The sequence below is a fragment of the Paenibacillus sp. OAE614 genome (assembly GCF_040546645.1).
In the GTDB taxonomy this organism is placed as follows: Bacteria; Bacillota; Bacilli; order Paenibacillales; family Paenibacillaceae; genus Paenibacillus_AQ; species Paenibacillus_AQ favisporus.
Genome location: NZ_JBEPOD010000001.1, coordinates 5,167,600 through 5,194,243, shown reverse-complemented (window position 1 = coordinate 5,194,243; position 26,644 = coordinate 5,167,600). Strand labels below are relative to the sequence as shown.

General features: G+C 54.3%; 29 protein-coding genes and 1 riboswitch. Of the genes, 22 read left to right on the top strand and 7 right to left on the bottom strand.

Annotation, left to right across the window (positions count from 1 at the left end; all coding sequences use genetic code 11):
* Positions 1 to 224 precede the first annotated feature (224 nt).
* From ABIE48_RS24015 to ABIE48_RS24005, 3 genes are all read left to right on the top strand, one after another.
* A complete protein-coding gene (locus tag ABIE48_RS24015) occupies positions 225 to 971 on the top strand; it encodes a Cof-type HAD-IIB family hydrolase (RefSeq protein WP_145029346.1) in 747 nt (248 codons plus the stop codon).
* 9 nt (positions 972 to 980) lie between these two features.
* Positions 981 to 1,466: a DUF456 domain-containing protein gene (locus ABIE48_RS24010; protein ID WP_076173695.1), complete on the top strand. Its 486-nt coding sequence runs from the start codon at positions 981 to 983 to the stop codon at positions 1,464 to 1,466.
* 69 nt (positions 1,467 to 1,535) lie between these two features.
* Positions 1,536 to 3,170: a putative polysaccharide biosynthesis protein gene (locus ABIE48_RS24005; RefSeq protein WP_105445073.1), complete on the top strand. Its 1,635-nt coding sequence runs from the start codon at positions 1,536 to 1,538 to the stop codon at positions 3,168 to 3,170.
* Between the two features lie 32 nt (positions 3,171 to 3,202).
* Here the strand turns inward: ABIE48_RS24005 and ABIE48_RS24000 are convergent, their stop codons facing one another.
* Complete coding sequence (locus ABIE48_RS24000; RefSeq protein WP_145029344.1) at positions 3,203 to 4,579, bottom strand: DUF2515 family protein; 1,377 nt, start codon at positions 4,577 to 4,579, stop codon at positions 3,203 to 3,205.
* Between the two features lie 140 nt (positions 4,580 to 4,719).
* On the opposite strand from ABIE48_RS24000, the gene ABIE48_RS23995 reads away from it, so the two are divergent.
* From ABIE48_RS23995 to ABIE48_RS23960, 8 genes are all read left to right on the top strand, one after another.
* Positions 4,720 to 5,064 (top strand): thioredoxin family protein, encoded by a 345-nt coding sequence (locus tag ABIE48_RS23995; RefSeq protein ID WP_076173701.1) that lies wholly within the window; start codon positions 4,720 to 4,722, stop codon positions 5,062 to 5,064.
* A 310-nt stretch (positions 5,065 to 5,374) separates the two neighbouring features.
* Complete coding sequence (locus ABIE48_RS23990; protein ID WP_145029342.1) at positions 5,375 to 6,370, top strand: COX15/CtaA family protein; 996 nt, start codon at positions 5,375 to 5,377, stop codon at positions 6,368 to 6,370.
* Between the two features lie 101 nt (positions 6,371 to 6,471).
* Positions 6,472 to 8,238, top strand: coding sequence for a UbiD family decarboxylase (locus ABIE48_RS23985; protein WP_192717333.1), 1,767 nt, complete (start codon positions 6,472 to 6,474; stop codon positions 8,236 to 8,238).
* A 24-nt stretch (positions 8,239 to 8,262) separates the two neighbouring features.
* The gene (locus tag ABIE48_RS23980) at positions 8,263 to 8,982 is read left to right on the top strand and encodes a Cthe_2314 family HEPN domain-containing protein (RefSeq protein ID WP_192717332.1); all 720 of its coding nucleotides are present in this window, start codon (positions 8,263 to 8,265) and stop codon (positions 8,980 to 8,982) included.
* An 89-nt stretch (positions 8,983 to 9,071) separates the two neighbouring features.
* Positions 9,072 to 9,207, top strand: a riboswitch (SAM riboswitch).
* Between the two features lie 152 nt (positions 9,208 to 9,359).
* On the top strand, positions 9,360 to 10,376 hold the full coding sequence (locus ABIE48_RS23975) for a methionine ABC transporter ATP-binding protein (protein ID WP_116234113.1): 1,017 nt from the start codon (positions 9,360 to 9,362) through the stop codon (positions 10,374 to 10,376).
* Positions 10,376 to 11,044 carry a methionine ABC transporter permease gene (locus tag ABIE48_RS23970; protein WP_116234114.1) on the top strand — a complete coding sequence of 223 codons (669 nt, stop codon included), beginning with the start codon at positions 10,376 to 10,378 and terminating at the stop codon, positions 11,042 to 11,044. The genes ABIE48_RS23975 and ABIE48_RS23970 overlap by 1 nt, the downstream gene beginning before the upstream one ends.
* A 138-nt stretch (positions 11,045 to 11,182) precedes the next feature.
* Entirely contained in the window at positions 11,183 to 12,031 is an 849-nt protein-coding gene (locus ABIE48_RS23965; RefSeq protein ID WP_145029336.1) for a MetQ/NlpA family ABC transporter substrate-binding protein, read from the top strand.
* 287 nt (positions 12,032 to 12,318) lie between these two features.
* On the top strand, positions 12,319 to 13,104 hold the full coding sequence (locus tag ABIE48_RS23960; protein ID WP_145029334.1) for an SDR family oxidoreductase: 786 nt from the start codon (positions 12,319 to 12,321) through the stop codon (positions 13,102 to 13,104).
* Positions 13,105 to 13,188: 84 nt separating this feature from the next.
* On the opposite strand, the gene ABIE48_RS23955 is transcribed toward ABIE48_RS23960, so the two are convergent.
* Positions 13,189 to 13,434, bottom strand: coding sequence for a NifU family protein (locus ABIE48_RS23955; protein WP_094599257.1), 246 nt, complete (start codon positions 13,432 to 13,434; stop codon positions 13,189 to 13,191).
* 162 nt (positions 13,435 to 13,596) lie between these two features.
* On the opposite strand from ABIE48_RS23955, the gene ABIE48_RS23950 reads away from it, so the two are divergent.
* Positions 13,597 to 13,851 carry a YuzB family protein gene (locus tag ABIE48_RS23950; protein ID WP_076173719.1) on the top strand — a complete coding sequence of 85 codons (255 nt, stop codon included), beginning with the start codon at positions 13,597 to 13,599 and terminating at the stop codon, positions 13,849 to 13,851.
* Here ABIE48_RS23950 and ABIE48_RS23945 read toward each other — a convergent pair.
* The gene (locus ABIE48_RS23945; protein WP_105445080.1) at positions 13,848 to 14,909 is read right to left on the bottom strand and encodes an NAD(P)/FAD-dependent oxidoreductase; all 1,062 of its coding nucleotides are present in this window, start codon (positions 14,907 to 14,909) and stop codon (positions 13,848 to 13,850) included. The genes ABIE48_RS23950 and ABIE48_RS23945 overlap by 4 nt on opposite strands.
* Before the next feature lie 59 nt (positions 14,910 to 14,968).
* Entirely contained in the window at positions 14,969 to 16,075 is a 1,107-nt protein-coding gene (mqnE, locus tag ABIE48_RS23940; protein ID WP_076173721.1) for an aminofutalosine synthase MqnE, read from the bottom strand.
* Positions 16,076 to 16,893: 818 nt separating this feature from the next.
* Here mqnE and ABIE48_RS23935 point away from each other — a divergent pair.
* Entirely contained in the window at positions 16,894 to 17,253 is a 360-nt protein-coding gene (locus tag ABIE48_RS23935; protein WP_076173722.1) for a HesB/IscA family protein, read from the top strand.
* Between the two features lie 80 nt (positions 17,254 to 17,333).
* Here the strand turns inward: ABIE48_RS23935 and ABIE48_RS23930 are convergent, their stop codons facing one another.
* Complete coding sequence (locus ABIE48_RS23930; RefSeq protein WP_076173723.1) at positions 17,334 to 17,549, bottom strand: hypothetical protein; 216 nt, start codon at positions 17,547 to 17,549, stop codon at positions 17,334 to 17,336.
* Positions 17,550 to 17,743: 194 nt separating this feature from the next.
* On the opposite strand from ABIE48_RS23930, the gene ABIE48_RS23925 reads away from it, so the two are divergent.
* A complete protein-coding gene (locus ABIE48_RS23925; protein WP_145029332.1) occupies positions 17,744 to 18,406 on the top strand; it encodes a YheC/YheD family protein in 663 nt (220 codons plus the stop codon).
* Between the two features lie 276 nt (positions 18,407 to 18,682).
* Positions 18,683 to 18,826: a sporulation histidine kinase inhibitor Sda gene (gene sda / locus ABIE48_RS23920; RefSeq protein ID WP_145029330.1), complete on the top strand. Its 144-nt coding sequence runs from the start codon at positions 18,683 to 18,685 to the stop codon at positions 18,824 to 18,826.
* Positions 18,827 to 19,032: 206 nt separating this feature from the next.
* Here sda and ABIE48_RS23915 read toward each other — a convergent pair whose 3' ends face one another.
* Positions 19,033 to 20,028, bottom strand: a complete 996-nt coding sequence (locus tag ABIE48_RS23915) for an NAD(P)/FAD-dependent oxidoreductase (RefSeq protein WP_076173725.1) — start codon at positions 20,026 to 20,028, stop codon at positions 19,033 to 19,035.
* Positions 20,029 to 20,224: 196 nt separating this feature from the next.
* Between ABIE48_RS23915 and ABIE48_RS23910 the strand changes: the two genes are divergently transcribed.
* The 3 genes from ABIE48_RS23910 to ABIE48_RS23900 all read left to right on the top strand — a co-directional run bounded on the left by ABIE48_RS23910 (position 20,225) and on the right by ABIE48_RS23900 (position 21,911).
* Entirely contained in the window at positions 20,225 to 20,368 is a 144-nt protein-coding gene (locus tag ABIE48_RS23910) for a hypothetical protein (RefSeq protein WP_186320357.1), read from the top strand.
* A gap of 89 nt (positions 20,369 to 20,457) precedes the next feature.
* Entirely contained in the window at positions 20,458 to 21,651 is a 1,194-nt protein-coding gene (locus tag ABIE48_RS23905; protein ID WP_192717331.1) for an NAD(P)/FAD-dependent oxidoreductase, read from the top strand.
* Positions 21,651 to 21,911, top strand: coding sequence for a hypothetical protein (locus ABIE48_RS23900; RefSeq protein WP_116234121.1), 261 nt, complete (start codon positions 21,651 to 21,653; stop codon positions 21,909 to 21,911). The genes ABIE48_RS23905 and ABIE48_RS23900 overlap by 1 nt, the downstream gene beginning before the upstream one ends.
* Positions 21,912 to 21,977: 66 nt before the next feature.
* On the opposite strand, the gene hemQ is transcribed toward ABIE48_RS23900, so the two are convergent.
* The gene (gene hemQ, locus ABIE48_RS23895; protein WP_105445085.1) at positions 21,978 to 22,727 is read right to left on the bottom strand and encodes a hydrogen peroxide-dependent heme synthase; all 750 of its coding nucleotides are present in this window, start codon (positions 22,725 to 22,727) and stop codon (positions 21,978 to 21,980) included.
* A 273-nt stretch (positions 22,728 to 23,000) separates the two neighbouring features.
* Between hemQ and ABIE48_RS23890 the strand changes: the two genes are divergently transcribed.
* From ABIE48_RS23890 to ABIE48_RS23875, 4 genes are all read left to right on the top strand, one after another.
* The gene (locus ABIE48_RS23890; RefSeq protein WP_076174042.1) at positions 23,001 to 23,297 is read left to right on the top strand and encodes a YuiB family protein; all 297 of its coding nucleotides are present in this window, start codon (positions 23,001 to 23,003) and stop codon (positions 23,295 to 23,297) included.
* Between the two features lie 95 nt (positions 23,298 to 23,392).
* Complete coding sequence (locus tag ABIE48_RS23885; protein ID WP_354519774.1) at positions 23,393 to 24,832, top strand: alpha/beta hydrolase family protein; 1,440 nt, start codon at positions 23,393 to 23,395, stop codon at positions 24,830 to 24,832.
* A gap of 1 nt (position 24,833) precedes the next feature.
* Positions 24,834 to 25,085 carry a hypothetical protein gene (locus ABIE48_RS23880; protein WP_354519772.1) on the top strand — a complete coding sequence of 84 codons (252 nt, stop codon included), beginning with the start codon at positions 24,834 to 24,836 and terminating at the stop codon, positions 25,083 to 25,085.
* A gap of 36 nt (positions 25,086 to 25,121) precedes the next feature.
* Positions 25,122 to 26,642: a replication initiation and membrane attachment family protein gene (locus ABIE48_RS23875; protein ID WP_192717329.1), complete on the top strand. Its 1,521-nt coding sequence runs from the start codon at positions 25,122 to 25,124 to the stop codon at positions 26,640 to 26,642.
* Positions 26,643 to 26,644: the final 2 nt, after the last annotated feature.

Here is a 26,644-nt window from a genome sequence, read left to right as displayed (position 1 = left end):
TAAGGCCGTGGATTCCATCGGTGCTTGCGGTAAACTGGCTGATCTAGGCAGGCAGTGACACGGGACTTTCCCCGGCTGCCTGCTTTTTTAATGTAAGGCCTGTCAAGCAATATAAGTGCCGCCGCAAATCCTTTTTGTGAGGTCCCGGTCCTTGTGGTAAAATGTCCGTATGTCTGTGTCAAAACGGAAAGAAAAGCGCTGGAACAAGGACAGGGGGAAACGGCATGAGTACGAAATACAAGTTACTCGCACTGGATATGGACGGAACGCTGCTGACCGATGAGCAGAACATTTCGAAGGAAACGGCGCAGTGGATCCGCAAGGCATCGAAGCACGGCGTGCATGTGTGCCTGTCAACAGGACGGGCATTTATGAGCGCCCTGCCTTATGGGGAAGAGCTCGGGCTGACCACGCCCATGATTACGGTAAACGGCAGCGAAGTATGGCGTGCCCCGCATGAGCTTCACCTTCGCTCATTGATGGATGTGGAGCTGGTGAAGGCGATGCACGATATCGCGGTGGAAGAGGACTGCTGGTACTGGGCCTATTCCGTTGAGCAGCTGTACAATAAGGATCATTGGACGGATGAGGTTGAAGGCAAGGAATGGCTCAAATTCGGCTACCATACAGAGGATGACGAAGCGAGACACCGTATACTCATGAAGCTGCAGGATATGGGCGGCCTTGAAATCACCAACTCCTCGCCGTTTAATCTGGAGATCAACCCGGAAGGCGTGAACAAGGCTGCGGGCATTGCGGAAGTGTGCAAGCTGCTGGGCCTGACGATGTCTGAAGTCATTGCGGTCGGAGACAGCATGAACGATCTGGCAGCGATCCAGCAGGCCGGGCTCGGCGTAGCTATGGGCAACGCGCAGCAGGTCGTGAAAGATACAGCCGATTATATTACGTCAAGCAACAACGATGACGGAATCGCTGAGGTTATCCAAAAATTCATTTTTGACGAGGAGTGAGCATAGGCGATGGCTGTGCTTGGCTGGATTTTGGTCATTGCGCTGTTCGCAATCGGCTTGGCCGGCGCCGTATACCCGATACTGCCGGGGGCGCTGGCTATCTTTTTTGCCTTTTTTGTGTATGGCTGGTTTTTTACGTTTTCCCATTTCAACACCTGGTTCTGGATCATCCAGGGCCTCATCATCGTGGTGCTGTTCGTAGCCGATTATGCCGTCGGCGCCTGGGGAACGAAGAAATTCGGCGGCTCCAGGCTGTCGGTCATACTAAGCACCATCGGGGCTATCATCGGGCCGTTCGTCATTCCGGCCTTCGGACTTGTGATCGGACCGTTTGTAGGCGCGTTTGTGGGAGAGCTCATCAACGGATCGTCGCCGTCAAAAGCGGTGAAAGTGGGCTTCGGGACGCTTGTGGGCCTGTTCAGCAGTATGGTGATGAAAGTGATCCTGCAAATCGTCATGATCATCGTATTTTTCGTATGGATCGTGTTTTTCTAATGAGAAGATAACGCATGGGCGGTCACCCGTCCGGGGTTGTGCTTGCTGGGGAAAGAAGGGGAATAGGGTTTGGCGAAGAAAGAATCATTTATTAGAGGCACGCTCATTTTGGCTGCCGCCGCGCTGGTGGCGCGCGTGCTCGGACTGGTGCAGCGGGTTCCGCTGGATCACCTGTTTAATGACATAGGCAAGGCCTCGTTTACGATTTCGAACAACGTCTATTTGCTGCTGCTGACCGTGGCAACGGCAGGCATTCCGAGTACGCTGAGCAAAATGGTATCCGAGCGTTATGCGCTGAAGAAGCCGGCGGAAGCGCAGCGCGTGTACCATGCAGCGCTTATTTTCGCCGCGGCGGCGGGCGTCATCATCACCATTCTGCTGTACGTGCTCGCACCGTATTATGCGACCTACGTTTCCAAAGTGCCGGAAGCGTCGCTCGCCATCCGCGCGCTGGCGCCGGCGCTGCTGCTGTTTCCGGCGATCGCGATGATGCGCGGATACTTCCAGGGCCGCGGCAACATGACCGCGGGCGGCATCTCGCAAATCGTCGAGCAGTTCGCCCGGGTCGGCACTGCGATCCTGCTGGCTTACATTCTGCTGAAAAGCGGATATGAGGACAGCTGGGTGGCGGCCGGCGCTTCTTTTGGGGGCGTGCTCGGCAGCATCGGCGCGTTTGCCGTCATGCTGTATTACACCGTCAAGATTCGCAAGCAGGACCGGGCGCTGATGCTGGAAGCCGGTCCGGATTCGCATCTGCCGATGGGACAGATTTACAAGGATATTTTTACGATCTCGATTCCGATCGTGCTGTCATCGATGACCGTGCCGGTGGTCAACTTTATCGACTCGTCGATCGTCAATCCGCTCCTGATCGGCCGGATCGGCGAAGCGAAAGCGACGCAGCTGCTCGGGATTCTCGGACAGCGCGCACAAAGCGTAGCCGGCATTCCGCCGATTCTGGCCATCGCGCTCAGCACCTCGCTGATTCCGGTCATTTCGGCCGCCTTCGCCCGGAAGGACGAAGCGCATCTGAAGCAGCAGATCACGCTTGCTCTGCGCATTTCGATCCTGACCGGCATGCCAATCGTCATCGCCCTATGCGTGGCGTCGTATTCCATCAACGGCCTGCTGTTCAGCAGCTTGGACGGCAGCGGACTGATCATGCTGCTGACGTTCGGCACGATCTTCCAGATTACGATGATGACGACCAACTCGATCCTGCTGGGTGTCGGCAAAGCGTACCTGACGGTCATCAGCGTGATGATGGGCATCATCATCAAGCTCCTTGGAAGCCTTATTCTCGCTCCATGGCTTGGCATTTACGGCATCATCGCCGCGACGGGACTCTGCTTCCTCGTCATTACGTGGCTGAACCTGCGCGTTATGAAAAAAATCGTGCCGTTCTCCATTCTGGGGAAACGCTGGCGTGGCTTTCTCATTACCGTGATCGTCACCGGCGCCGTTGGATACGGGCTTAACGCCGCGGGGGATCAGCTCGTCCACATTTTGCCGGACAGGCTGGCGTTCCTGATCACCTGCCTGGTGGTCGGCGTCGTGGTCGTGGTGCTGTATCTGGCACTGCTGGTCATGCTCGGCGTGCTGCGCCAGCAGGAGCTGTCCAGCTATCCGCGTATCCTGCAGAAGGCGCTGCGACCGCTGATGCGCCTGCAGCCGTCCCGGTTGAAATCGCAGGAACGGGGTTAATACGGTCCGTGCCGCATCAGTTTATAGACAAGCTAATACGTTGAAGTCACAGCCCTCCCGACATCGTGCGTGAGGGCTGTTTTTTGCAGCGCGTTCCGGTGGGCATGCGTCATTTCGATCATAAAGGGCCGTCTCGGCCGGCTTACGTAATGAATCGCATCCTCGTTTTTGAACCAGTCATAACGCGGGATCGGTTCGCTGTACAGGTCATGCCACACGTCGTGCAGGAGCGGGCTGTACAGGCGCCGGCCGCCGGGGAGCCATTCCTGCTTCATCAGCTCGACACTTTCCAGAGGGGAGTTCAGCGCGTTTTTCTTGTCATGGGTAAACAGCTGCGGCCAATATTCGCTCCGTGAACCGCGATGCTCGACGACTGAGGCGAACGAGTGCACGCCGGACAATACATCCTCGTAACCGAACAGAGTGGCGTAAAGCGCTTTGCCGAAGGCAATCCTCTCGTTCAGGCTGGAGAACTGCTCCAGAATGAGTCCGACCATGGAATCGGCGGCGTAGCCGGCTGACTCGCGGATCCGGGACTTTTCTTCAGGGGTATGGAACACGTCGGCTTCGAGCTCCGGGATATGCGGCAGCATCGGGAAGACGACTTGATTCATCTGAAATTTGCTGTGCATGGAAAATGCCTTTTTACGGAGGACCCGGCTTTGATAATAACCGTTCTGCACGACGCGGCCCTCAATATAGTTTTGTTCATTGATGATCAGCCCGACGGCAAGCAGGGCGCTGTCCCGTTCAATCCAGAAGCGGTCCCAGAAGGGGCTCATGAACGCCGACACGCCAAAGCTCGGGAGCAGGTGAAACAGGCTCCGTCCAAGGCGCCGGCTGTGACTGTACAGCAGAAGCTGGGGGTAGGCGTCCTGAAAAATGAGCGCGTTGCACCGCTCCAGCATCCGGTACAGGTCTTCCCGGGCGGAAGGCTCCATCAGATCAGACATGAGTCCGCCCTTCAGGTCGCTCATATTCCAGCCGGCGTTCCGCGACACCATGTGGGCCAAAAAGGACCAATGGAGCTCTGGATACTCCCGGTAGCAATCGTAATAGGCCTTCGTCCGCGTAATGTTGCTGCGGTTCGCCTCCCGGGTGCGGGTCCGGATCGTATGAAGAATGTCCTGCTCTTCCCGGGAGCGGGCAGCCGTATCCCGGGGATAAGCCGGATGGTGGCGCATTTCCCGCATCCGGCCGATGTCGCCGGCCATCCGGTCCAGCTGGTCGCGGATACTCTGGGCGGACGTCTCCTTCCAATCGAGCGGCCGGCGGCGCCGGGTCAGCTGCCGGGAGGCTTTCCAGCCGGCGGCTTTGCCGCGGGCGACCTCGGCGGCCGTCTTCGGCAGGGCCGACATGATCCGGATCCAGGCGGGTACAAGGGTGCGCTGCGCAGATGTTACCGGCATGAACGCATCCTCCTTTCTTGTAAACCTCACATTACTATCAGTATGGCTAAAAAATTTGACTTCCACTCGGTATTTTGATTCACTAAGAGAAGAAATGGACAAGAATTGGACAAGATATGGGATAGAAAGGGCGGATATCCATGCAAAAAATTACTTCTCAAGCCGAATTTCAAGTCGCAATCCAGTCTCCGAGACTGACCGTAGCCGTATTTAAAGCGGATTGGTGCTCGGACTGCAAATTTATGGACCCGTTTATGCCGGACGTGGAAACGAAATTTTCGAACGATCTGACGCTTGTCGAAGTGGACGTGGATCAAGTCGGCGACCTCAGCCAGGAGCTGAACATTTTGGGCATACCAAGCTTTGTGGCCTTTTCGGACGGCCGGGAGCTGGTGCGGCTGGTAAACAAGCTTCGCAAATCTCGCGAAGAAATCGAGGGATTCCTGAATACGGCGCTGGACGTATACAGAACGATTCATAAATAAGCTAATTCGCACCGCTCTTGCCGCACAGAGGCATTTGAGGCGGTGCTTTTCTCTTTAGAGAGCAGCTTCATGGCATGGCTGTACGGAACTGAAGGTATTCGGGTTTCACCACCATTTGGCCGAACCAGCAGCGAAGCAAAAGCCCCACTTCGTGGGGCTGTTTCATTTCTCCGACATTTCTCCGACATTTTGTCACAAAGTGGCCGTGATGTATGTCAAGGAATCAGGTATAATAGATGAGATTGGTAAAATATTGAGGTACCTGTCTTCAGTGGTAAAGTTTTTATTATGAGCAGCAGGTGAGAGAATTTTGAATACCAGACAATTGAAATGGCTCAGTTATTTAACGTTTGTCGTGATGTTTTTTGCGACGTTCGGCGGAACCGTGGTCACCAAGACCGATTCCGGACTCGGATGCGGGCATGAATGGCCGCTGTGTCACGGTGAGTTCGTTCCGGCGCATACCATCGCCTCATTAATTGAATATTCGCACCGGCTGGTCAGCGGGCTGGCAGGGCTTACAGCGGTCGCGGTGGTGGTCGCCTTCCATCTGTTCGCCAAGAAGCGGCGCGACCTGCGCACGTATTCGGTGTTGACCCTTATTTTCGTATTGGTTCAGGCTGTCATGGGGGCAATGGCTGTCGTATATGACCAGTCCTCGGCCGTGCTTGCCTTCCACTTCGGTTTCTCGCTGATCGCGTTTGCCAGCTCGCTGATGCTGGCCTTAGGCGCCCGCAGGATGGACAAACTGGGCGAGGCTTCGTACCCGTCCGGCGGTACATCGCGCGTCAGCGCGACCTTCCGCGGCTATACATGGGCCGTGACCATCTACTCCTATATCGTCGTTTATATCGGAGCATATGTCAGCCACACCAACTCGGCGGGAGGCTGCCTGGGATGGCCGCTGTGCAACGGGAAGTTCATTCCCGAGCTGTCCGGAGGGGTGACTATCGCGTTTGTCCACCGGATCGCGGCACTGCTGCTGCTGATCGCGATCGCCGTACTGGCCGTCTGCGGCTACCGGCTGAACCGGGGGAACCGGGAGCTGCAGGGCCTGGGCATCGCCGCGGTAACGCTGTGCCTGATGCAGGTGTTCAGCGGGGCGGCGATCGTGTCGACCCTGAACAAGCCGGAGGTTTACATCTTTTCCGCGCTGCTGCACAATCTGCTGATTTCGTCTCTGTTCGGCGTGCTCTGTTATTTGAGCGTCCGTGTCTGGCAGACCGGAAGGGCGACGCTTCAGCAGCCGAAGTCCGCTTCGGCCGCCCGGGGAATCGGCTTTGAGCCGCAGGGCGGCAAACGATGAACTGAATACCGCTGCACATCCAAAGTCCGCGAAGTGATTCGAGGGCTTTGTTTGTAAGTTTATTTATTATTTTTTGGCTTATTCTGGAGAGGAATGATCGTGTGAGCTATCAAAATTTACGCCAATGGCTCGAAGCCTTGCGCAAGGAAAATGACCTGAAAGTGATCGAAGCTCCCGTGGATCCGTACCTGGAGCTGGCGGAGATCCACCGCCGGGTCATCGACGAACAGGGGCCGGCGCTGCTGTTTACGAATGTACAGGGGACTCCGTTTCCCGTGGCTACGAATTTGTTCGGTACCAGCCGGCGCGTAGACATGGCGTTCGGACCGCGTCCGGAGGAGCTGATGAAGTCCCTGGTGGGTGCGCTCGATACGATGCTACCGCCGACGCTGTCGGCGCTGTGGAATGAACGCGGCCTGATCAAGGACATTCTAAAGGTAGGCATGAAAACCGTTCCGATGGGCGATGCTCCTGTGCTCGGCGTCTCCCGCAGCGACCAGCCGCTGAAGGACCTGCCACGGGTCACAAGCTGGCAGGAAGACGGCGGCCCGTTCATTACGCTGCCCCTCGTTTATACGGAGAGCCCATCGCGGCCCAAGGACCACAATCTGGGCATGTACCGCATGCAGATTTATGACAACCAGACGACCGGTATTCACTGGCAGATCCATAAGGGCGGCGGCTTCCATTACCACGAAGCCGAGCAGCGCGGCGAAGCGCTGCGCATGACGACGTTCCTCGGCGGACCGCCGGCCCTGATCGCGTCGGCGATTGCACCGGGCCCGGAAATGCTGCCCGAGCTGTTGCTCACGTCCATGATTCTCGGCGAAAAGCTGCCGATGGTGGAAAATCCGCTCGGCGGGCACCGGATTCCGGCGGAAGCGGAGTTTGCGATCAGCGGCCTCGTCCCACCGTTCGAACGGCGTCCGGAAGGTCCGTTCGGGGACCATTACGGGTATTACTCCCTGATGCATGACTTTCCGGTCTTTCACGTCAACCATATGTGGCACCGCAAGGACGCCATTTATCCGGCGACGATCGTAGGCAAGCCGCGGCAGGAGGACTATTTCATGGGCGAATTTCTGCAGCGTCTGCTGTCGCCGGCCTTCCCGCTCGTCATGCCTTCGATCAAGTCGCTGTGGACGTATGCCGAGACGGGATTCCATGCCCTTGCTTCGGCTATAGTCCGCGTCAGTTACTCCCGCGAAGCGCTCGTATCCGCCTTCCGGATGCTGGGTGAAGGTCAGCTGTCCCTGACCAAATTCCTGATCCTGACCGACCAGCCGGTCGATCTCGAGAACGCCAGCGAGCTGCTGGAAACGGTGCTTGCGCGGTTTAACCCGGCCGTCGATCTGTTTATATTTAATAAGACATCCCACGATACGCTCGATTACACCGGACGCAAGCTGAACCACGGCAGCAAAGCCGTGCTGATGGGGATCGGGGAGCCGGTTCGCGAGCTGCCGCGCGCTTATGAGGGGGGGCCGATCGCGGAGATTGAGCAGATTGTTCCTTACTGCGGAGGATGCCTCCTTCTCTCAGGCGCAGGGTACGAGGACGAGCCGGAGCTGCCGGAGCGCCTGCTGCAGCGGCTGCAGGAGAAGGGAACCGAATGGCCGCTCGTCCTTCTGGTGGACGATGCCCGTCAGACGGCAGCCGACCAGACGTCCTTCCTGTGGACGGTGTTTACACGCTTCAACCCGGCCACGGACATCTATGCGGGTGCCGAAGTGCGGAATCACCATCTGTCGTACCGACTGCCGATTGTAGTGGATGCACGCATGAAAACCGGGTATCCGGACGAACTGATTCCGCGGGAGGATATCGTCAAGAAGGTGAATGAACGCTGGAACAGTTATTTTGCGTAAATACTGATCAGGGAGAGAATGCCGATGCTGCGAACGCTGCTTGGAGAGATGCCCCGCCAAAATAACGGGCTGCTCGAAGATGCCATCGAAACGATGGTGGAGACGATCCATTTGCTCCAGAACGAGATCGAAAAGAATGAGGATCCCAGCCATGATTACCGCAAACTGGAGATATGGACACGCGGTTTGGTGTCTTCCCTGGATGAATTGGAGCAGAGCTGGTATGCCGCTTCCTTTTTCCGTCAATCGGTCAAGGCCGGTTATGTGGATGACATGACGATTGAGGAGCAGGCCGAGTACGCCAGGTACGTATACTTCTATAAAAACGGGTTTATCCGCGTGTTTTCCGTTCTGGACAAGCTCGGTACGGTGCTCAATGACCTGTTTGATCTGAACACGCAGAAGACCAAACCGCATTTTTCCTATTTTACGGTGCTCCGGCAGTTTCACTACATGAAAACCCATGAAGGCCTGGCCGGGCAGCTGTCGAAGATCAAGGACGAATACAAGAGCACCCTGAACGTGCTGCGCAAACGGCGCAATGCGGAGGTTCATTACATGAACTCCGAGATGCAGGATGACTTGTGGCAGCGGCACCAAGGTCTTAAGGATAAGGTCGAGCTGGAGGATCTGGACCAGCATTTGAGCGAGCTGAAGCAAGGGCTGGACATGGTATGCAAGTCGCTCTCGGCATCCTTTCATTACGCCAACAAGCTGTGGAAAAAGGAAGGCATGCATCCATAAAGGGATACAACAAATTTCCTTTTGACAAAGTGGGCAAATATATCTATACTGTAAAAATGAAAACACGTCATCATTAATTTCATAATCTTTTCTTATCGAGAGAGGCGGAGGGACAGGCCCGATGAAGCCCGGCAACCGATTTGAGCACGGCATCCGCCGTTACTCGAATGTCATGGTGCTAATTCCTACAAGCTGCAGCTTGAGCTGCAGGTTGGCAGATGAGAAGGCAGCGACTTTTACAAATAAGGGAGCCCCTTTTCTGATTCTGTCAGAGGGGCTTTTTATTTTGCCTGGATTCGATAGAATAGACTGGTCATTTAGATAGATTATGCGAACTCTATTCGGGTAGGATAGGGGGAAGAGAGGGGGCCCTTCGGTTGATCGAACTGAAGCAGCTGACTAAAAGGTACGGCCAAGGGGCAAAGGCGACGGAGGCTTTGTCCGGGCTGAACCTCAGCATTAATAAAGGAGAAATTTTCGGCGTGATCGGCCACTCGGGCGCAGGGAAGAGCACCTTGATCCGGTGCATGAACCTGCTGGAACGCCCGACCTCCGGAGAGGTATGGGTAGGCGGCGTTAACCTGACGGGTCTGAGCAAGCAGCGGCTGCAGAACGAACGGCGGAAGATCGGGATGATTTTTCAACATTTCAATCTGCTTAGCTCGGCGACGGTGTATGACAACATCGCCTTTCCGCTCCGGTTAGCCCGTAAGGGCAAGGCGGAGGTGGAGGCCAAGGTTAACGAGCTGATTGCGCTGGTCGGGCTGGAAGCCCACCGCAATAAATATCCGGCCCAGTTGTCGGGAGGCCAGAAGCAGAGGGTGGGCATCGCCCGCGCGCTGGCCAGCGATCCGCAGGTGCTGCTGTGCGACGAAGCGACTTCGGCGCTCGATCCGCAGACGACGGATTCGATTCTGAAGCTTCTGCTGGACATTAACCAGAGGTTTAATCTGACGATCGTCCTGATCACCCATGAGATGCACGTCATCCAGAGCATATGCGACCGGGTGGCCGTGATCCATCAAGGCGGCATCGTTGAAGAGGGAGCGGTCACGGACGTATTCCTGAAGCCGCAGCACCCGGTGACCAAAGATTTTGTCCGCGGGGAGCAGAGCCAGGGCGAACCGCTTGAGCTGGCTGCCCAGGCTTCCGGAACGGGTTCGGCGCAGGCTGTGAAAATTACGTTTCTCGGCAGCAAAACGTACGAGTCCATCCTGTCCCGGACCGTGCGCGAGACGGGGGCGGATTTCGCCATCCTGCAGGGCACCATTTCCACCATTAAAGATACCCCGTACGGGCAGCTGATCGTCCGCTTTGAGGGCGGACGGGATCAGATCGATGCGACGCTCGCGAAGCTGAGCGAGCAAGGGCTTGACGTGGAGGTGATGAACTGATGTGGGGTTTGGATTTTTCCTCGGTTGACTGGAACGAGATCGGCGTAGCCACCCTGGATACGTTGAAAATGCTCGGGGCTTCCGCGGTGTTCACCTTTATCCTCGGTCTTCCGATCGGCGTCGTGCTGTTTATGGCATCGCGCTCGACGACGGGCTGGGTGCGTGCCGTCTATGCGGTCATTTCCTTTATCGTGAACATCCTCCGTTCGGTCCCGTTTATCATCCTGATCGTCGCCCTGATCCCAGTCACGAAAGCGATTGTCGGCGTCACCTTCGGGGTGCTGGGGACGATTCCGCCGCTGGTGATCGGCGCTGCGCCGTTCTTCGCCAGACTTGTGGAAACATCGCTGCGCGAAGTGGACCGCGGCGTAATCGAGGCGGCGCATTCGATGGGCGCTTCGACCTGGCAGGTCATCACGCGGGTACTGCTGCCCGAAGCAAGACCGGGCCTGCTGGCCGGAATTACGATTACGGTCGTGACACTCGTATCCTATACGGCGATGTCGGGGATGGTTGGCGGAGGCGGTCTCGGCGATTTGGCCATCCGCTACGGTTATTACCGCTATGAAACGACCGTCATGATTATTTCCGTCATCTTCATGATCGTGCTGGTGCAGCTGCTGCAAATGGCGGGCGACCGGCTGGTGCGTCACTTTACCAGAAAGTAAGGTGTACAACGTGTTTGGCTCACAGTCATGCATCCGGATCACCGGATTTGACCTGGAAAGGCAAGGCAGGTAACATCAAAGCACTGCCTTTCTAATATAAATCATATTATTCTTATGAATTTAAGGGGGATTTATCCAATGAAAAAATGGCTCGTTTCTTTTATGACCCTGGCCCTGGTTGTCGTACTCGCCGCGTGCGGCAGCAAGCCGAATAACAGCAGCAGCGATGCTGCGGGCGAATCGACGGACAAACCGGCTGCAGCCGAAACGGTTACACTGACGGTTGGCGCGACGGCGAAGCCTCATGCCGAAATTTTGAAGCATATCCAGCCTGCGCTTGAAAAAGAGGGCGTGAAGCTCGTCATTAAAGAGTTTTCCGATTATGTGCAGCCGAACGTGCAGACGTTCCAGAAACAGCTCGACGCTAACTTTTTCCAGCATCAGCCTTACCTCGACAATGAAAACAAACAGCGCAAGATGGACCTTGTTCCGGTCGTAGGCGTTCACCTGGAGCCGCTTGGTGCTTATTCCAAGAAGGTAAAAAGCGCTGACGAAATTCCGGACGGCGCAACTGTCGGCATTCCGAACGATGCGACAAACGGCGGACGCGCGCTCAGCCTGCTGGCCAAACAAGGCTTGATTACTTTGAAAGATCCGAACAAAGTGGAATCTACGGTGAAGGACATTACCGCCAATCCGAAAAACCTGAAAATCAAGGAAGTCGATGCTGCAATGCTGCCGCGTCAGCTGAGCGAATTCGACCTGGCCGTTATCAACACCAACTACGCGCTGGAGGCCAGCCTTGATCCAACGAAAGACGCACTCTTCATCGAAGGCAAAGACAGCCCTTATGTCAACATTCTGGTGGCCCGTCCGGACAACAAAGACTCCGACGCCATCAAGAAGCTGGCTGCTGCCCTGACTTCCGACGACGTGAAGAAGTTCATCGAAGACACGTATAAAGGTGCCGTTATCCCGGCATTCTAAAGCCTGCGCAATGGCGCAGCACAGCCGCAAGGGGTTCATCCCCTGCGGCTTTTTTATTTGCATCTGCGTCGGGCAAACATTTTTTATTTGGCTCGCTTTTCCTCGCGGCCCGGCTGTACTGGGTTTCCAAGTTGCGGCGGTGCAATGAAATCTTTTATACTATACAGGATCAATGTTCTTGCGTTAGGTTTGTACATACATACACCATTATATTTTTAATAGGAATGATGTGTCATCGAATGGATCAAAGGATGGGAAGTTCGGATAGCAGAAAGGAGGGTGGCATTTTGAGGGGAAAGGTTGCCCTGATCACGGGCAGTGCCAAGGGACTTGGCAAAATGACGGCTCTTACGCTGGCACGATCCGGCTGCGACGTTGCGCTTAACTATGTCCACAGCCGCCGCGAAGCGGAGGAACTGCGGGCGGTCATCGAGGGATTGGGCGTGCGCAGCATTGCGGTTCAAGCCGATGTCTCCGACACGGGCCAACTGGAGCACTTGGTGGCTCGCGTCGAATCGGAGCTCGGCAGTCCGGACATCGTCGTGAACAACGCGGGACCTTTTATCCGCGAGCGTAAACGGTTCTCCGATTATACCCAGACGGAAATTTTGTCGCTCATCCAGGGCAATCTGGTCGGCACGGTGCTGCTGGACCATTTGGTGCTGCCTGCGATGCGGACTAAGCGCTGGGGAAGAATCATCCACTTCGGCTTCGGCCATGCGGCGGAATCGAGAGCGTGGCCGCACCGGGCGGTGTACGCCGCCGCCAAGACCGGACTGGTTTCTTTTACGAAGACGCTGGCGGTCGAGGAGGCCCCGTACGGCATTACGGTGAATATGGTGTGTCCCGGGGACATCCGCGGGAATAACAAAGAGAAGACCATTGCCGAGGTCGCCGGGTTGCAGGACGGGGAGACGCCGCGGGGCAGACCCGGCAGCGGCGAGGATATCGCGCGCGTGATCGAGTACTTGTGCCGCGACGCTTCCGACTTTATCACCGGCAACATTATGGACATCTCCGGCGGGCTGGATCCGATCCGTCCCTGGATTGGTCCGGCAGATCACGGGATGTGACTGCCAGAGACGGCGTCCCACGCCACAAAAAAAGAAGAGACCCGTCTTCGATGAAGTCAGGTCTCTTCTTGCTATTGAATGGGATTAGAATACTTGAATAACGTCGTTGATTCCTTCAACTTCCTCAACGAGGGCGCGTTCGATCCCGGCTTTCAATGTAATGGTGGAGCTTGGGCAGCTGCCGCAGGCACCCATCAGTTTCAACTTCACGATGCCGTCTTCCACGTCAACCAATTCGACGTCGCCGCCATCGCGTTGAAGGAACGGGCGAAGCTTATCAAGCACTTCTGCTACATCATCATACATGGTGCTCTGTGCGTTTTCGCTCATTGATTTCAACTCCTTTCCTGTAATTCTTATTATATTACAAACCGAGACAAAATAAAATGGCTATATATGCTGCATCGGACAAGACCGTTGATATTATCTGCTTCACCCGGTAAACTAAGATAAGGCCTACCTAAGAATCAATACCTAAAGCAGGTGATATCATTGAGACCCATCATCGAGTTTTGCACCAACAACATGCATTTCGGAACCGATGAAGTCATGGAGAAGCTGGAGGAGAATCCGGATTACGACGTTATCGAATACGGATGCCTGAGCAATTGCGGCCAATGCGCCATGATGCCCTTCGCCATGGTGAACGGTGAGATTATAGATGCTGACAGCGCTGATGAGCTGTATGAGGCCATTATGGCCAAAATAAAAGAACTCGAGGCTTGGGACAGCCTCGAGCTGGATTAGCCGAAATGGCGTCTGGACTTCCAGAGTACCCCGCTTTTTAACAGGCGGGGTACTCTTCCTTTTACCGAAGTTTTCCCCATTAGGCCAAAGCCTGCCTTGCTGCCAAGCGATCCCAGGGTTCCACGAAGGTGGATCTTGTGGATTTTCGGCGTCTCTCCTTTCCAGAGCGCATGAATCACGTCGGCCACTTGCTTGGCCTGAGCTCCTGCCGCCTGGGCGCTGGGAGCGAACGGAATGCTGGCGCAGTCCCCCACAACATACACTTCCGGGTAATCCGGGATTTGGGAATACGTGTTGACCACGACCCGGCCCCCCGGATCCTTCGGCACGTTCAAATCCTGAACGACCTTCACAGGCTGAATGCCGCCCGTCCAAACCGCGGCGTCGGTGTAGATTGCTTCATCCCCGTTATAGACGATACCGTCTTCCACCCGGCACACGGATATGTGGGAGCGCGTATTCACTTCATGATCCATGAACCACTGCTCCACGTACAAGGAAACCGTCTGCGGGAAGGAGGAGAGCACCCGGCTGCCCCGGTCCAGAATCGTGATGTTAAGATCCGGACGGCTCTCCCGCAGCTCCGCAGCCGTTTCAACGCCGCTGAGGCCGCCGCCGATAATATGTACGTTTCCGTACGGCTTGACATCATTCAAGCGCTGATAGGTTTGGCGCGTGCTTGAGAACGTCTGGATGCTGTTCGTGAATTGATCCGCGCCAGGTATGCCGTGATAACGGTCGGTACAGCCCAGGGCGATCGTCAGGTAGTCGTATTCGATCGGATCGTCGCCTTCGAGGTGTACCCGCTTGCCTTCCAGATCGATGGATGTGACTTCGCCGTATTTTTTCGTGAGCTGGGGATGGTTCGGAAACTGGATGCGCAGATCATAGTCGCTTGCCGTCCCTGCCGCAAGCGCGTAATACTCGGTTTTAATGCCTTGGAAAGGCATGCGGTCAATCAAAATCAGCTCCATATCTTGGGGGAAGTGGTTGTTCAGGAGACCTTGAATCAATGCAAGGCCTCCGTAACCTCCACCCAGGATGACGAATTTTCTCATATGTCCGTCTTTCCTTTCTCATACGTCGGCTTTGAGGAAAGGTATAAAATTCCTCTTACTTATTCATAAACTTTTATTTCATTATAAAACGTGTCGCGTTCCACAGGAATGCGTCCGGCGCCTTTGACTAGCCAGATCAGCTCATCGCGGGTGAGGCCTTCCGGAGTGAGCGCGCCTGCGGCGTGACTGATGCGTTCCTTAAGGATGGTGCCATGGACGTCGGATGCGCCGAAGCTCAGCGCAACCTGGGTCAGCTGCGGCCCGATATTAATGAAGTAAGCCTTCACGTGGTCGATGTTGTCCAGCATCAGACGGCTGATGGCAATGGTCTTCAGATCCTCGTAGGCGGAGTTACGGCGCATGATGCCGGCATTTTTATTTCTTGGCTGCATGGAAAGAGGAATAAATACCATAAATCCGTTCGTTTCGTCCTGAAGGTCGCGAATCTGCATCATGTGGCGGATCCGATCTTCATGGGACTCGATCGATCCGTACAGCATGGTAGTATGCGTCTTCATGCCCAGGTTATGCGCCGTCCGGTGCACCTCGAGGTATTGCTCGACGTTAGCCTTTTCCACCCGCATTTTTTTGCGGTATTGGTCGGACAAAATTTCCGCACCGCCGCCGGTCAGCGATTTCAGTCCCGCTTTTTGCAGCTCCTGCAGCACTTCCTTGATGCTGAGGCCGCTGATGCGGGTGAAGAAGTCGATTTCGGCCGCTGTATAGGCTTTAAGCGTTACGTCCGGGAAGCGGTCGGTCAGCGCCTGCAGGGAATCCACATAGTATTGGAAAGGCACGTGCGGGTTATGTCCGCCAACGATATGGAATTCCCGGACGCCCGGATGAATGTGCTGCTCAATGTATTCGACCATTTCAGGACCGGAATACGTATAGGAGCCTTCATCACCAAGGTCTTTGCGGAAGTTGCAGAACGCGCAGTGCGCCTCGCAGACATTGGTAAAGTACAGGCTCATGTTTTCGATGAAATATACTTTTTTGCCGTTCTTGCGCAGGTTGGCTTCGTTCGCCAGCTGCCCCAGCGTCAGCAGATCATCGGTTTCATACAGAAATACTCCATCCTCGAGGTTCAGCCGCTCACCCTGGCGGACCTTCTCAATGATTTCCTGCATGCGTCTTTCGGTGTTCGATGTTACAATAGTGGACATTTCCATTCCTCCTGTTCGCATTTTGGTCGTGCGGAAGACACGCCCTTTGCAGGACGCAAGAGTCAACCCGCAGCGCCTGGAAGGAGTCCGGCGTTCAACCCGTCCAGTCGATTTGCCAATTTTATCGGTCAGCGTCTTCCATGTACCGCAGAGGATATGTATTCAGCGGATCATCCAAGCCGTAAGGCCAGACGCTTTGGTAAGCACTCCGGAGAGGCTTTTGGCCGGTAAAGAAAAAGTAGGGGGCCGCCTTTTTTAGATTATAGAATGTATACATTTTTCAACGAAGCCGAAGGATTCTATAATCGCAAGACAAACATCCGCCAAGCGCGGCCTGTCTTCTGTGAATGAATCGATAGACTTTTTTTATGTGAAAAAAGTTACAACCCAGAGTGACAGACCGTTGTCTTTTCCATGACAAATTACCGACACTTGCTCCCTCATTACCCACCTATTATAAACCGCCTATCCGGGGTCCGCAATACAGTTATGTAGAATCAGCATGCGAAGGGCCGGTAATCATGCCCTTCTTAAACGATCCGCGGAGAGGCAAATGAGGGCATAAATCCTCCGGATCACGCCGGATTATCCCTTTTGGAGGCGCGAATACGCCGTTCCGTCAGCCTTTCTGGTACATAATGGGGAAGGAGGGGATGTTGCCGGGCGGAACCTCTCTTGAGGGGAACAACGTTGTGGAGTATACTAAAGGTAAGTGCAATGTACTCACAGAGCGGGACTTTTGCTCGGCCGCCTTTCAGGTGCGCTGCTGAAGCCCTGCAATGAATAAATTCACATCAGTTAACCAAGGAGGGTTACCTATGATCAACATTAGCGATTCCGCTTCCGATAAGCTGAAAGAAATGCTCGCCGAACAGGAAATTCCGGGGATGTTCCTCCGTCTTGGGGTACAGGCCGGCGGATGCAGCGGATTTTCTTACGCCATGGGCTTCGACGATGCCGAAACCGAAGACGATGTATACATGGACGTTAACGACCTGAAGGTGGTCGTGGATAAAGAAAGCCTCCGCCTGATTGACGGGCTGGAAATCGACTTTGAGGAGTCCGGCATGAGCGGCGGTTTCACCATGAACAATCCGAACGCTACGGCGACCTGCGGATGCGGCGCTTCGTTCCGTACAGCGCTCGATGCAGGCAAACCGGCTCCGGAGGAGTGCTAACGGGCACGCACTGCGGATGAATAAGACAAAAGGCTCACACCTTCTTCGTCCAGAAGCAGGTTGTGAGCCTTTTTTGTTCGTTAGGAGAGCCCGGGAACGATAAACGTTTTGTTCACCATCATGACGAGCATGGCCGCCGCCACGATAGAAAAGGCGATGCAGCAGGTGCCGAGCCCTTTGCGTCTGTCTTTCAGAAATTTAAAGCCCAAAGCAAAGATTAAAACGGTTGTCACGACCAGAGCAAGGGACATGCCGATCATGCCGACCCAGTATAATACCCCGAAAAATTGAGCCACAGCTGTTATCCTCCTTCGCAGGATATTCCAAATTTACACACTTCATTTCATTATATCCGATTTAGACAGGCACGCCAAGGCTCCGCTATCCCCCGTTTTTACACGTTTATCCTTTTCTATGCACAAACATACAGGAGGGAACCTGTAGATACGAGTATGCTAATAACATAGGAGCATAGAAAGGAGGCGACAACATGGGGGGAAGACAGCTGGCAAGCAAATGGCTGAAGACCGAAGCGCTGCTGACGGATCCGGATGTTGCCCCATATATTCCGCAGACCCGGTCTATGAGCCGGGAGAATCTCCAGCAAATGCTGGAGATGTATGACTTTGTCGTCGTAAAACCGGTCGTCGGCGGAGGCGGTTACGGTGTCATGAAAATATCCCGTACCGGCAGCGGTTATAGTATAACCCGCTTCTCTCAAACCTATTATTTTGACAGCTTCTCCGGCATGTACAGCGGTTTTCGGAAGCTAAAGGTGAGAAGGACCTATTTAATTCAGCAGGGGATTAAATTGGCCCAAGTCGATGGGCGTCCGATCGATTACCGTGTCAAATACGTCAAAGTGGACGATCGTTGGGTCATTACCGCAATGGTGGGACGGGTCGCGCGCAGCGGACTATTCGTAACCAATCTGTGCAAGGGCGGTTATTTGCTGAAAGGCCGCGTTGGCCTGAGCCGTTCCCTGCCGCAGATTTCTTCCAAAGCAAAGCTTAAAGAGATGCGATCCCTTACCCGGCGCTGTACAGCAATTCTGGAGCGGCGTTATCCCGGCATCGGCGAGCTCGGCTTTGACTACGGCCTGGACAACAGCGGGAGAATTTGGATTTTTGAAGTAAATACGCGCCCTCAATAAATCAAACTGGCAATGTTTGGGAGATTATAGGCGGGGTAATATCATTATATAAGACTATGAAAATGGAAAAAAATTTTAAAGCCGGGTCGTATGCACAGCACCTGTGTATAACATTTATCCCCAAAATCCACTGCAATTTTGTTGGTATTCCGACACTTGCTAACAAATTATACACAGGATTTCCACAACAGGTTGTGGATAAAGCGAACGCTTGTTCTCTTATGCGATGTTTGATATGATAGGTTTGAGGAAAATTAAGGAAAGGATGTGAAGATAATGGCTATGTTGTCGGATGAATTGCTGCTCGATTCTTATCATATGGCCGTGGAACTCATGCTGGATCATGATTTCATCGCTTTACTCCTGGCCGAAATCCACAAGAGGAATCTAGAGACTTCATCAGAGATTTTAGTTCATTAGGACACATCCCGGTACACATCCACAAATGCTGTTGTATTATAAGCCGCATATGACGTGGAAGTTATGGAAGGTGTGGAGGTGTAACATCTATTTTCCAGATTGGCAGCATCGCAACAAAATGAGGGTATCCTATCTGAATCATGATTTCATGACGATCAGATCAGGATACCCTCTTTTTTTGTGGCCAATTTGCGCGTTACTTCGGGCTAGAGTTTCATATTGCTGCTGTGGCCGGGAGACAGCTTAGCTTCCGGATCAATGTATACCTTCGCGTTGTTGACCGCAGTCGGCGCCTCGCCGAATCCTACGGCGATAAGCTTCAGTTTGCCCGGATACGTGGTGATGTCTCCGGCAGCGAATACGCCGGGAATGTTCGTTTCCATGCGGGAATCTACCACGATGGAGTTGCTCTCGATCTGAATGCCCCAATCGGAGATCGGGCCAAGGGAAGATACGAAGCCAAAGTTCACGATGACGTCGTCGACTTCGATCTCCTGCGTTTCTTTGGTCTTCACATGGGACAAGGTCACCTTGGTAATCGTGTCCTCCCCGTGCAGGGCGGTGATTTCCGTCGGCGTCACGACCTGAACTTTGGAAGCCATCAAATTCTCGACGCTGTGCTCATGCGCACGGAACTTGTCGCGGCGGTGGATCAGCGTGACCTGCTCGGCGATCGGCTCCAGCATGAGCGCCCAGTCTACGGCGGAGTCTCCGCCGCCGCTGATCAGCACCTTTTTCCCCTTGAAGCGGTTTAAGTCATTCACAAAGTAGTGCAGATTCGTTTTCTCAAATTTCCTAGCGTCTTCAAGCTCCAGTCTGCGGGGTTCAAAGGCTCCGACCCCGGCCGTAATAATGACGGCTTTGGAGTGGTATTCGCCTTTGTCGGTCGTCACCACAAAATGGCGCTCGTCCTGCTTAACGAGGGAAGTAACCTTTTCCTCCAGTCGTACGTTCGGCTGGAATAGGTCCATCTGCTTTTGCAGATTGTCGACCAGCTCCTGTGCCGTTACTTTAGGGAATCCGGCCACGTCATAAATGTATTTCTCGGGATATAAGGCTGCAAGCTGCCCGCCAAGCTGGGGCATACTTTCAATGAGTGTGACTGATGCCTGGCGCATCCCGCAATAGAAAGAAGCGAACATGCCTGCAGGACCTCCTCCGATAATGAGCAGGTCGGTTATGTCAGCCGGCTGCGATGTCATTAGTGTAAGCACCTCCAACAAATATAAATAAGAACGCTAGCGAAATTAAGCACGCTGTATATTCTTCAAATTCCATCTCATTATAATACATCGGGGCTTCGGCTGAAAAGTTTACATCCTATTTTGCAAATTCTCCATCCGAAATAAGAGAGTAAACCCAACTGAAAACTGGAATGAAAAGGAAAATGAAAACAGCATGGATGCTCTCTTGGAAGGCCAAATAATACTTGATCTTTTATGGGAAAGTGGCTATCATTTTAGTTATGTGCGGGCAGGTTTTGGTAGTATTCCCGCTGTTTTTTTTCTTGCACAGGCTGCCTGTGATAAAAAGATTCATTGAAGTTCAAACTAATGTGTAATATTTCACAATAACATTTGTAATGGTTCACAAATATATATAGAGACCGACATTTTGGAAGGAGCAAGATGATGAGCAACATTCCCAAGATAGTAATCCTTGGTGCGGGTTACGGCGGCATCCTGACAGCACAGCGCCTTCAAAAGGAATTGAATTATAATGAAGCGGACGTAACGCTTGTTAACCGTCACGATTACCACTATATTACGACCCATTTGCATATGCCCGCTGCCGGTACGGACAGCGTCGAGAATACACGGGTACCGATTTCGAAGCTGATTGACGAATTCAAGATCGATCTTGTCAAATCCTCCGTTCAGGAAATCCGTCCGCATGAGAAGAAGGTCATCCTGGAGGATGGGACGCTCTCCTACGATTTCCTGGTCATTGCCCTCGGCGGGGAATCCGAAACCTTCGGCATTCCGGGGATGGCCGAATATGCGATGACGATCCGCAGCATCAACTCGGTGCGGCTGATCCGCAAGCATATCGAGTACCAGTTCGCGCTGTATAAAAATGAACGCAGTCCGCAGGAAAGAATCAATTTTGTCGTCGGGGGAGCGGGCTTCAGCGGCATTGAGTTTGTTGCCGAGCTGGCCGACCGCATACCGGCACTGTGCAAGGAATACGATGTCGATCCGAATCTTGTGAATGTCTACAATGTGGAGGCGGCGCCGACGGCGCTGCCGGGTTTTGCTCCGGAGCTCGTGGAGTATGCCATGGAAGTGCTCCGCAAGAAAGGCGTTACCTTCAAAATCGGCGTGGCCATCAAAGAATGCAAGCCGGACGGCGTAGTGCTTGCGACCGGTGAAGAGATCAAGGCAGCTACGGTGGTGTGGACCGGAGGAATCCGCGGCAATCATATGATTGAAGCGGCCGGCTTTGAAACGGCAAGAGGCCGGGTGAAGGTTGACGAGTACTTGCGGGCGCCTGGTAGCGACCACATCTATGTCATCGGGGACAACGCCCTGATTATGAATCCGGAAGGGCGTCCGTATCCGCCGACGGCGCAGATCGCGATGCAGCAGGGCGTGTGTTGCGCTCATAACATCGTCACGGCAATCCGCGGCCAGCAGTCGAAAAAGTTTGAATTCAGCAACAAGGGCACCGTCGCTTCCCTGGGTAAAGGCGAAGGTATCGCTGTAGTAGGCGATAAGCATATAAAGGGCTGGCGGGCAGCTCAATTGAAGAAGATCGTGGATATGCGCTACCTATTTATTATCGGCGGCATTCCGCTGGTATTAAAGAAAGGAAAATTCCTGTAATGAGGCACTGCAGTGTTCAAGTCCGCGCATTGTTGACCCGGGACGAACTGGACCGTTATAACGCCTTGATGGAAGTGGGATCCTTCCTCGAGGACCAGAACCGGTACGATCTGTCGTATACGGTCCAAAAGGAAGTGGACATCCTCATCCTGCCGGCCATTGAAAGGCTGAAGGAAAAGGGAAGGGACCGCGACCGGGCGACCGCCGAATTTTTGGAGTCGATGAAATCGCAGCAGGATGAACAACAGGAAGAGGACTAAGGAAACAGCAAAAAGGTTTGCCCTGAATTTACTCAGGGCAAACCTTTTTTAATATATGAAAGTATTTTAAATTTTCAGCATGTCCTCAAAAGATTCCTGCGTCAGAATCGCTCCTACGAAGAAGCCGCCGAATTCTGCATAGCGGGCGCTGACTTCATCAAAGCGCATTTCATAGACCAGCTTCTTGAATTGAAGCGCGTCCTCGGCGAACAGGGTCACTCCCCATTCCCAATCGTCGAATCCGATGGAGCCGGTAATGATCTGCTTCACTTTACCTGCATAGCTGCGGCCGATCAGCCCGTGGCTGCGCATCATGTTGCGGCGGTCGTCCATGTCAAGCATGTACCAGTTGTCGGCCTGATCACGCTTTTTGTTCATCGGGTAGAAGCAGATGTACTTCGTCTTCGGCAGGATCGGCTTCAGGCGGGCGACGACATGCGGATTTTCCATCGGGTCGCCTTCGCCGGAACCGGCAAGATAGTTGCTGAGCTCGACGACGCTGACGTAGGAATAGGATTTCGTTGTATATTGCGCAAACAGCGTTTTGTTAAACGCAGTCTCGATGGCGTTCAGGTCTTCAAGCGTTTCGCGCAGGTGCATGAACACAAAATCGGCCTTCTGCCCGATGATGCTGTACACTGCTGTGCTGCCCTGCTTGCTGGATTCCACCTCGGACCATTCGTTCAGGAACGCCTGGAGCTCGTCCAGCGCCATGGCGCGATCTTCGTCGTCGGCGGCCTTCCATGCCGCCCAGTTCATGGAACGGAAATCGTGGAGAGCGTACCAGCCCTCCAGAGTTGATGCTGCTTCATTCATCTATGAATCACTCCTATAAATAGTTGCCTGTAAGCGGATCCCAAGGTTACTTGCTGGACCCGAGTATCAGGGTCGTTGACGTTTTTCTTCATTGTAGCTCAACCGCAAGCGCAAGAGCAAATGAAGTCACAATCTATTCACCGATTGTTCGTTGATTCGTGACCGTTTTTTTAGTAAACTAACTACTAGTCCACAAAACGTGGCAAGACTGTGAACGGCCTGTTTGTATCCGTTTTAGCGGGGCGAAAGAAAAGAAGAGGTGACTTGGCTGAGATGCAATTTATACCCGTTCTCGTGCTGATGGTGTTATTTTTTGTCATGATGTTCGGCATCGGCTTTATTTTGAATATGTTAATGAAAACGACCTGGTTCCCTTGCTATTTGTTTGTCATCGTTATTTTACCGGTGGTCGTATACTCTTTATGGGACCGCAGCCAAATGTCGCTGCTCAGTCACTTGGAGTCTTTTCGCGTAGTCGACTATTTAACGGGGGTAGCCGGACTGGCAGGCGCGGTCATCAGCGGCTGGTCTATCCAGAAGCTTCGCAGAAGCGGATTTAAAATGTTCTAGGCCGGCAATCGGCCGATTTCGAAACAGCTCTCCACCCGGGGGGCTGTTTTGCGCTATCCCGGCGCTGAAGGGTTGAATGATGGGGGGACGGATGGATGTGGAGAAAAGCATTGGGTCTGGTGCTTGCCGCCGGGCTAATGGCGGGAGGTTCGTTACCAAACGGGATGGCGGCCTCCGCGGGAGAGCAGACCATGATCCCGCTCCGGATTGCGGCCGAGGCGCTTGGCGCCAAAGTGCTATGGGACGGGACGGACAAGCGGGTTCAGGTCTCGCTCGGCAAAACCCGCTGGAAAATCACGCCCGGCAGCAAGCAGTCCTTATTGGACCAAGCGCCGTATGAACTTGCGCGTACCGCGGTGACGGACGGCGGAGGAGCGCTGCTCGTGCCGCTCCAATCGTTTACCGGGGCTTTGGGCATCCGGGGAACTTGGGCGGACCATCGCTGGTCCCTCGATCCGGATGACTGGAAGGGGCGGGCGATCTACTGGATGACCCTGCTGCGCCATGGGAAATGGGAAGAGGCGGGACGGATGATGGATGCGTCCTTATCGGCTGCTTATCCGCCTTCAGCGCTTCCCAAGTACGAAGAACGGCTGGAAAAATTGTACGGCCTCGACTGGAGCCTGCTGCATGCCGAAGCCTTTACGGATTCCGTACGCAGCAACGCCCGCCTGGTCTATCAGACGCCAAAAGGAGAGACGTTCGGCATGGAGCTCCGGTTCAGCCCGGAGGGGCTGCTGAACGATATCGCCTGGATCGAAAATGTGACCAGCAGCTATCGGGCGCCCGCCTATGACCATCCGGAAAAGTACACGGAGGAAGAAGTGCAGGTCGGCCAGAGCCCTCTGCTCCTTCCGGGCACGCTGACGCTCCCCCGGAACGTTCAGGAGAAGGTTCCCGCGCTTGTGCTCGTTCACGGCTCCGGCCCCAATGACCGGGACGAGTCTTCCGGCGGAGGCAAGCTGTTCAGGGACCTGGCGGTGGGGCTGGCCGGCGAAGGGATTGCGGTGCTCCGCTACGAAAAGCGGACGCGGGAATACCCGCTTCGTTCCGCCACCCCGTCCTTTACCGTCCAGGAGGAGACGGTTGACGATGCCGTCAGCGCCGCTGCCCTGCTGGCCGCCGATCCAAGGATCGATCCGCAGCAGATTTATGTGCTCGGCCACAGCCAAGGCGGGATGCTTGTCCCGCGCATCATCGCTTCGGATATGGGCAAGCATATCGCCGGCGCGGTTGTGATGTCCGCCCCATCCGGACCGCTGGAGGACCTGATGCTGATGCAGTACCGGGGAATATTAGGGCGGGCGGAAGAAGAGGGAGCTTCGGATGAGAAGCTGGCCCGTCTGCAAAAGCAGGTGGACACATGGGAAAAAGCCGTCGCGCTGCTGAAGGACCCCGGTTTATTCGAAGGAGCATCTGCCGGAACATTTTCCGCTGCCGAACGCGTATTGGTGGTTCGATTTCAGAAACTACAGCGGGCCGCTGCTCGCCAGAGATCAGAACATTCCGATGTACATCCTCCAGGGGGAGAATGACGTGCAGGTCCCTCCGCCGAGCCTCAAGGTGTGGAGAAGTGCGCTGAGCCAACGAAAAGACGTATCCTTTAAGTCATATCCGGGACTTAATCATATGTATATATATTATAGTAAGAACTCGACCGGCGAGGAGTACAAGCTGCCCGGCAATGTGCCTGAGGAGGTCATCACCGATGTCGCAAACTGGATTCATTTGGGGATGAAAGACTTGTCGAAAAACGGAGAAGAAGCGGACCCTTTTGTGATAGAATAGAGAAAGTCTACGAATCGATGGGAGGGAGCATAGATTATGCATATGAAGAGCCTGCTGCATTTTACCGAAAACCACCGGTACTGCGTGTTCCGTGATTTTGGTTTAAGCAGCCTGGACAACCGAATGCTCAGCTCCGTATACCAGCCCATGGTCGGGGCATTTGCCATCAGCTTATACCACCTGCTGTTTCAGCATATCCCGGCAGAGAAGCTGGGCTACTCCCGGGTTGAACAGCAGCGGCGCATTTTCCTGTCGCTTGGGCTTGAGCCGAGCGAGAAGGGACGCAAATATCTGATTGAGCAGGCTTCCCGTCTGGAAGCGGTGGGGCTGCTGCAATCCTGCCGGATTTACGTGCCCGAGCAGGAAGATTACATGTACGAATACGAGCTCCAGGCTCCACTCTCGCCGTCGGAGTTCTTTAATACACAGCATTTGACGCTGCTGCTGCGCGATAAGATCGGCAAATTTGCCGTCCTGTCGCTGCGCGAGGAGCTGTGGTCGAAGGAACCGGAAGAGTATGCCGGATCATCGTCCGTCCATAAAGAAAATATTTCATTGGCCTTTTACGATATTTTTGAACTGAACACCCATGTGATCGATTACGAGCTGGAACAGGCGTTGTCTGAGGTATCCACGTCAAGACAGCCTGGACTTCGGGTTCTCGATGAGGAAGGGGCGCTGAATTATTCCGATATCATCCTGCGCTTCCCGCGGGATTCCGCCAACCGCCGGCATGTGGAAGGGCTGCGCTTCAACCATGAGCAGATGGGCGTCATCAATTTTGTCGGACGCAAATACGATCTCAGCGTCCAGGACATTTGCCGCCTGCTCGATGAGGACGGCATCTTTGGACCCGACGGCGACATTCTGCTCGACGAGTTCCAGCATAAGGCCAGCCTGCAGTTCCGCCAGGACAAGCGGCGCCAGGAACAGCGGGACGTGTACGCGGGGAAGGTCATTTCATTCCGGCAGGCGGAAACGGAAGAAGAGCAGGCTCCGCTGGAGCATGCCGTGCAGATGGAATATTACGTCGACGTTCCGGTTCAGTTCCAATCCAAATGCGATATTCACCAGTATAATATGATGCTTCGGAATGAGCCGTATACGAAGCTGCTCAGAACTTATTTTCCGGGCTCGGTGCCGGACAATTTTATCGATATATTCGAGAAGATCGACCTCAGCTACAAGCTGCCGGGTGAAGTCATCAATGTGCTGATCCACTACTTGATGTCCCTTTTGACCGAAGGCGGGAACGACCAGCGGATCAACCGCAATTTTGTTGAGGCCATCGCCTCCAACATGCTGCTGAAGCAGGTCAACTCCTATGAGAAAGCCGTGGAGTACATCCGCGACCAGTCCAAGGTCAAAGGAAAGCAGGCCGCAGCAGCCGGCGGCGCAAGAACCCGTACATACGGCGGCAAAACGGTGAAGATGAAGCCGGATATCCCGCTGGCCCAGGAAGACGGGCAGGTCGGCGATGTCAGCGAGGAAGAGTTTGAGGAAATGCTGCGTATGGCAGCTGAAATGCAGGCAAGCAAGAAAAAGGGCGGCATATAGAA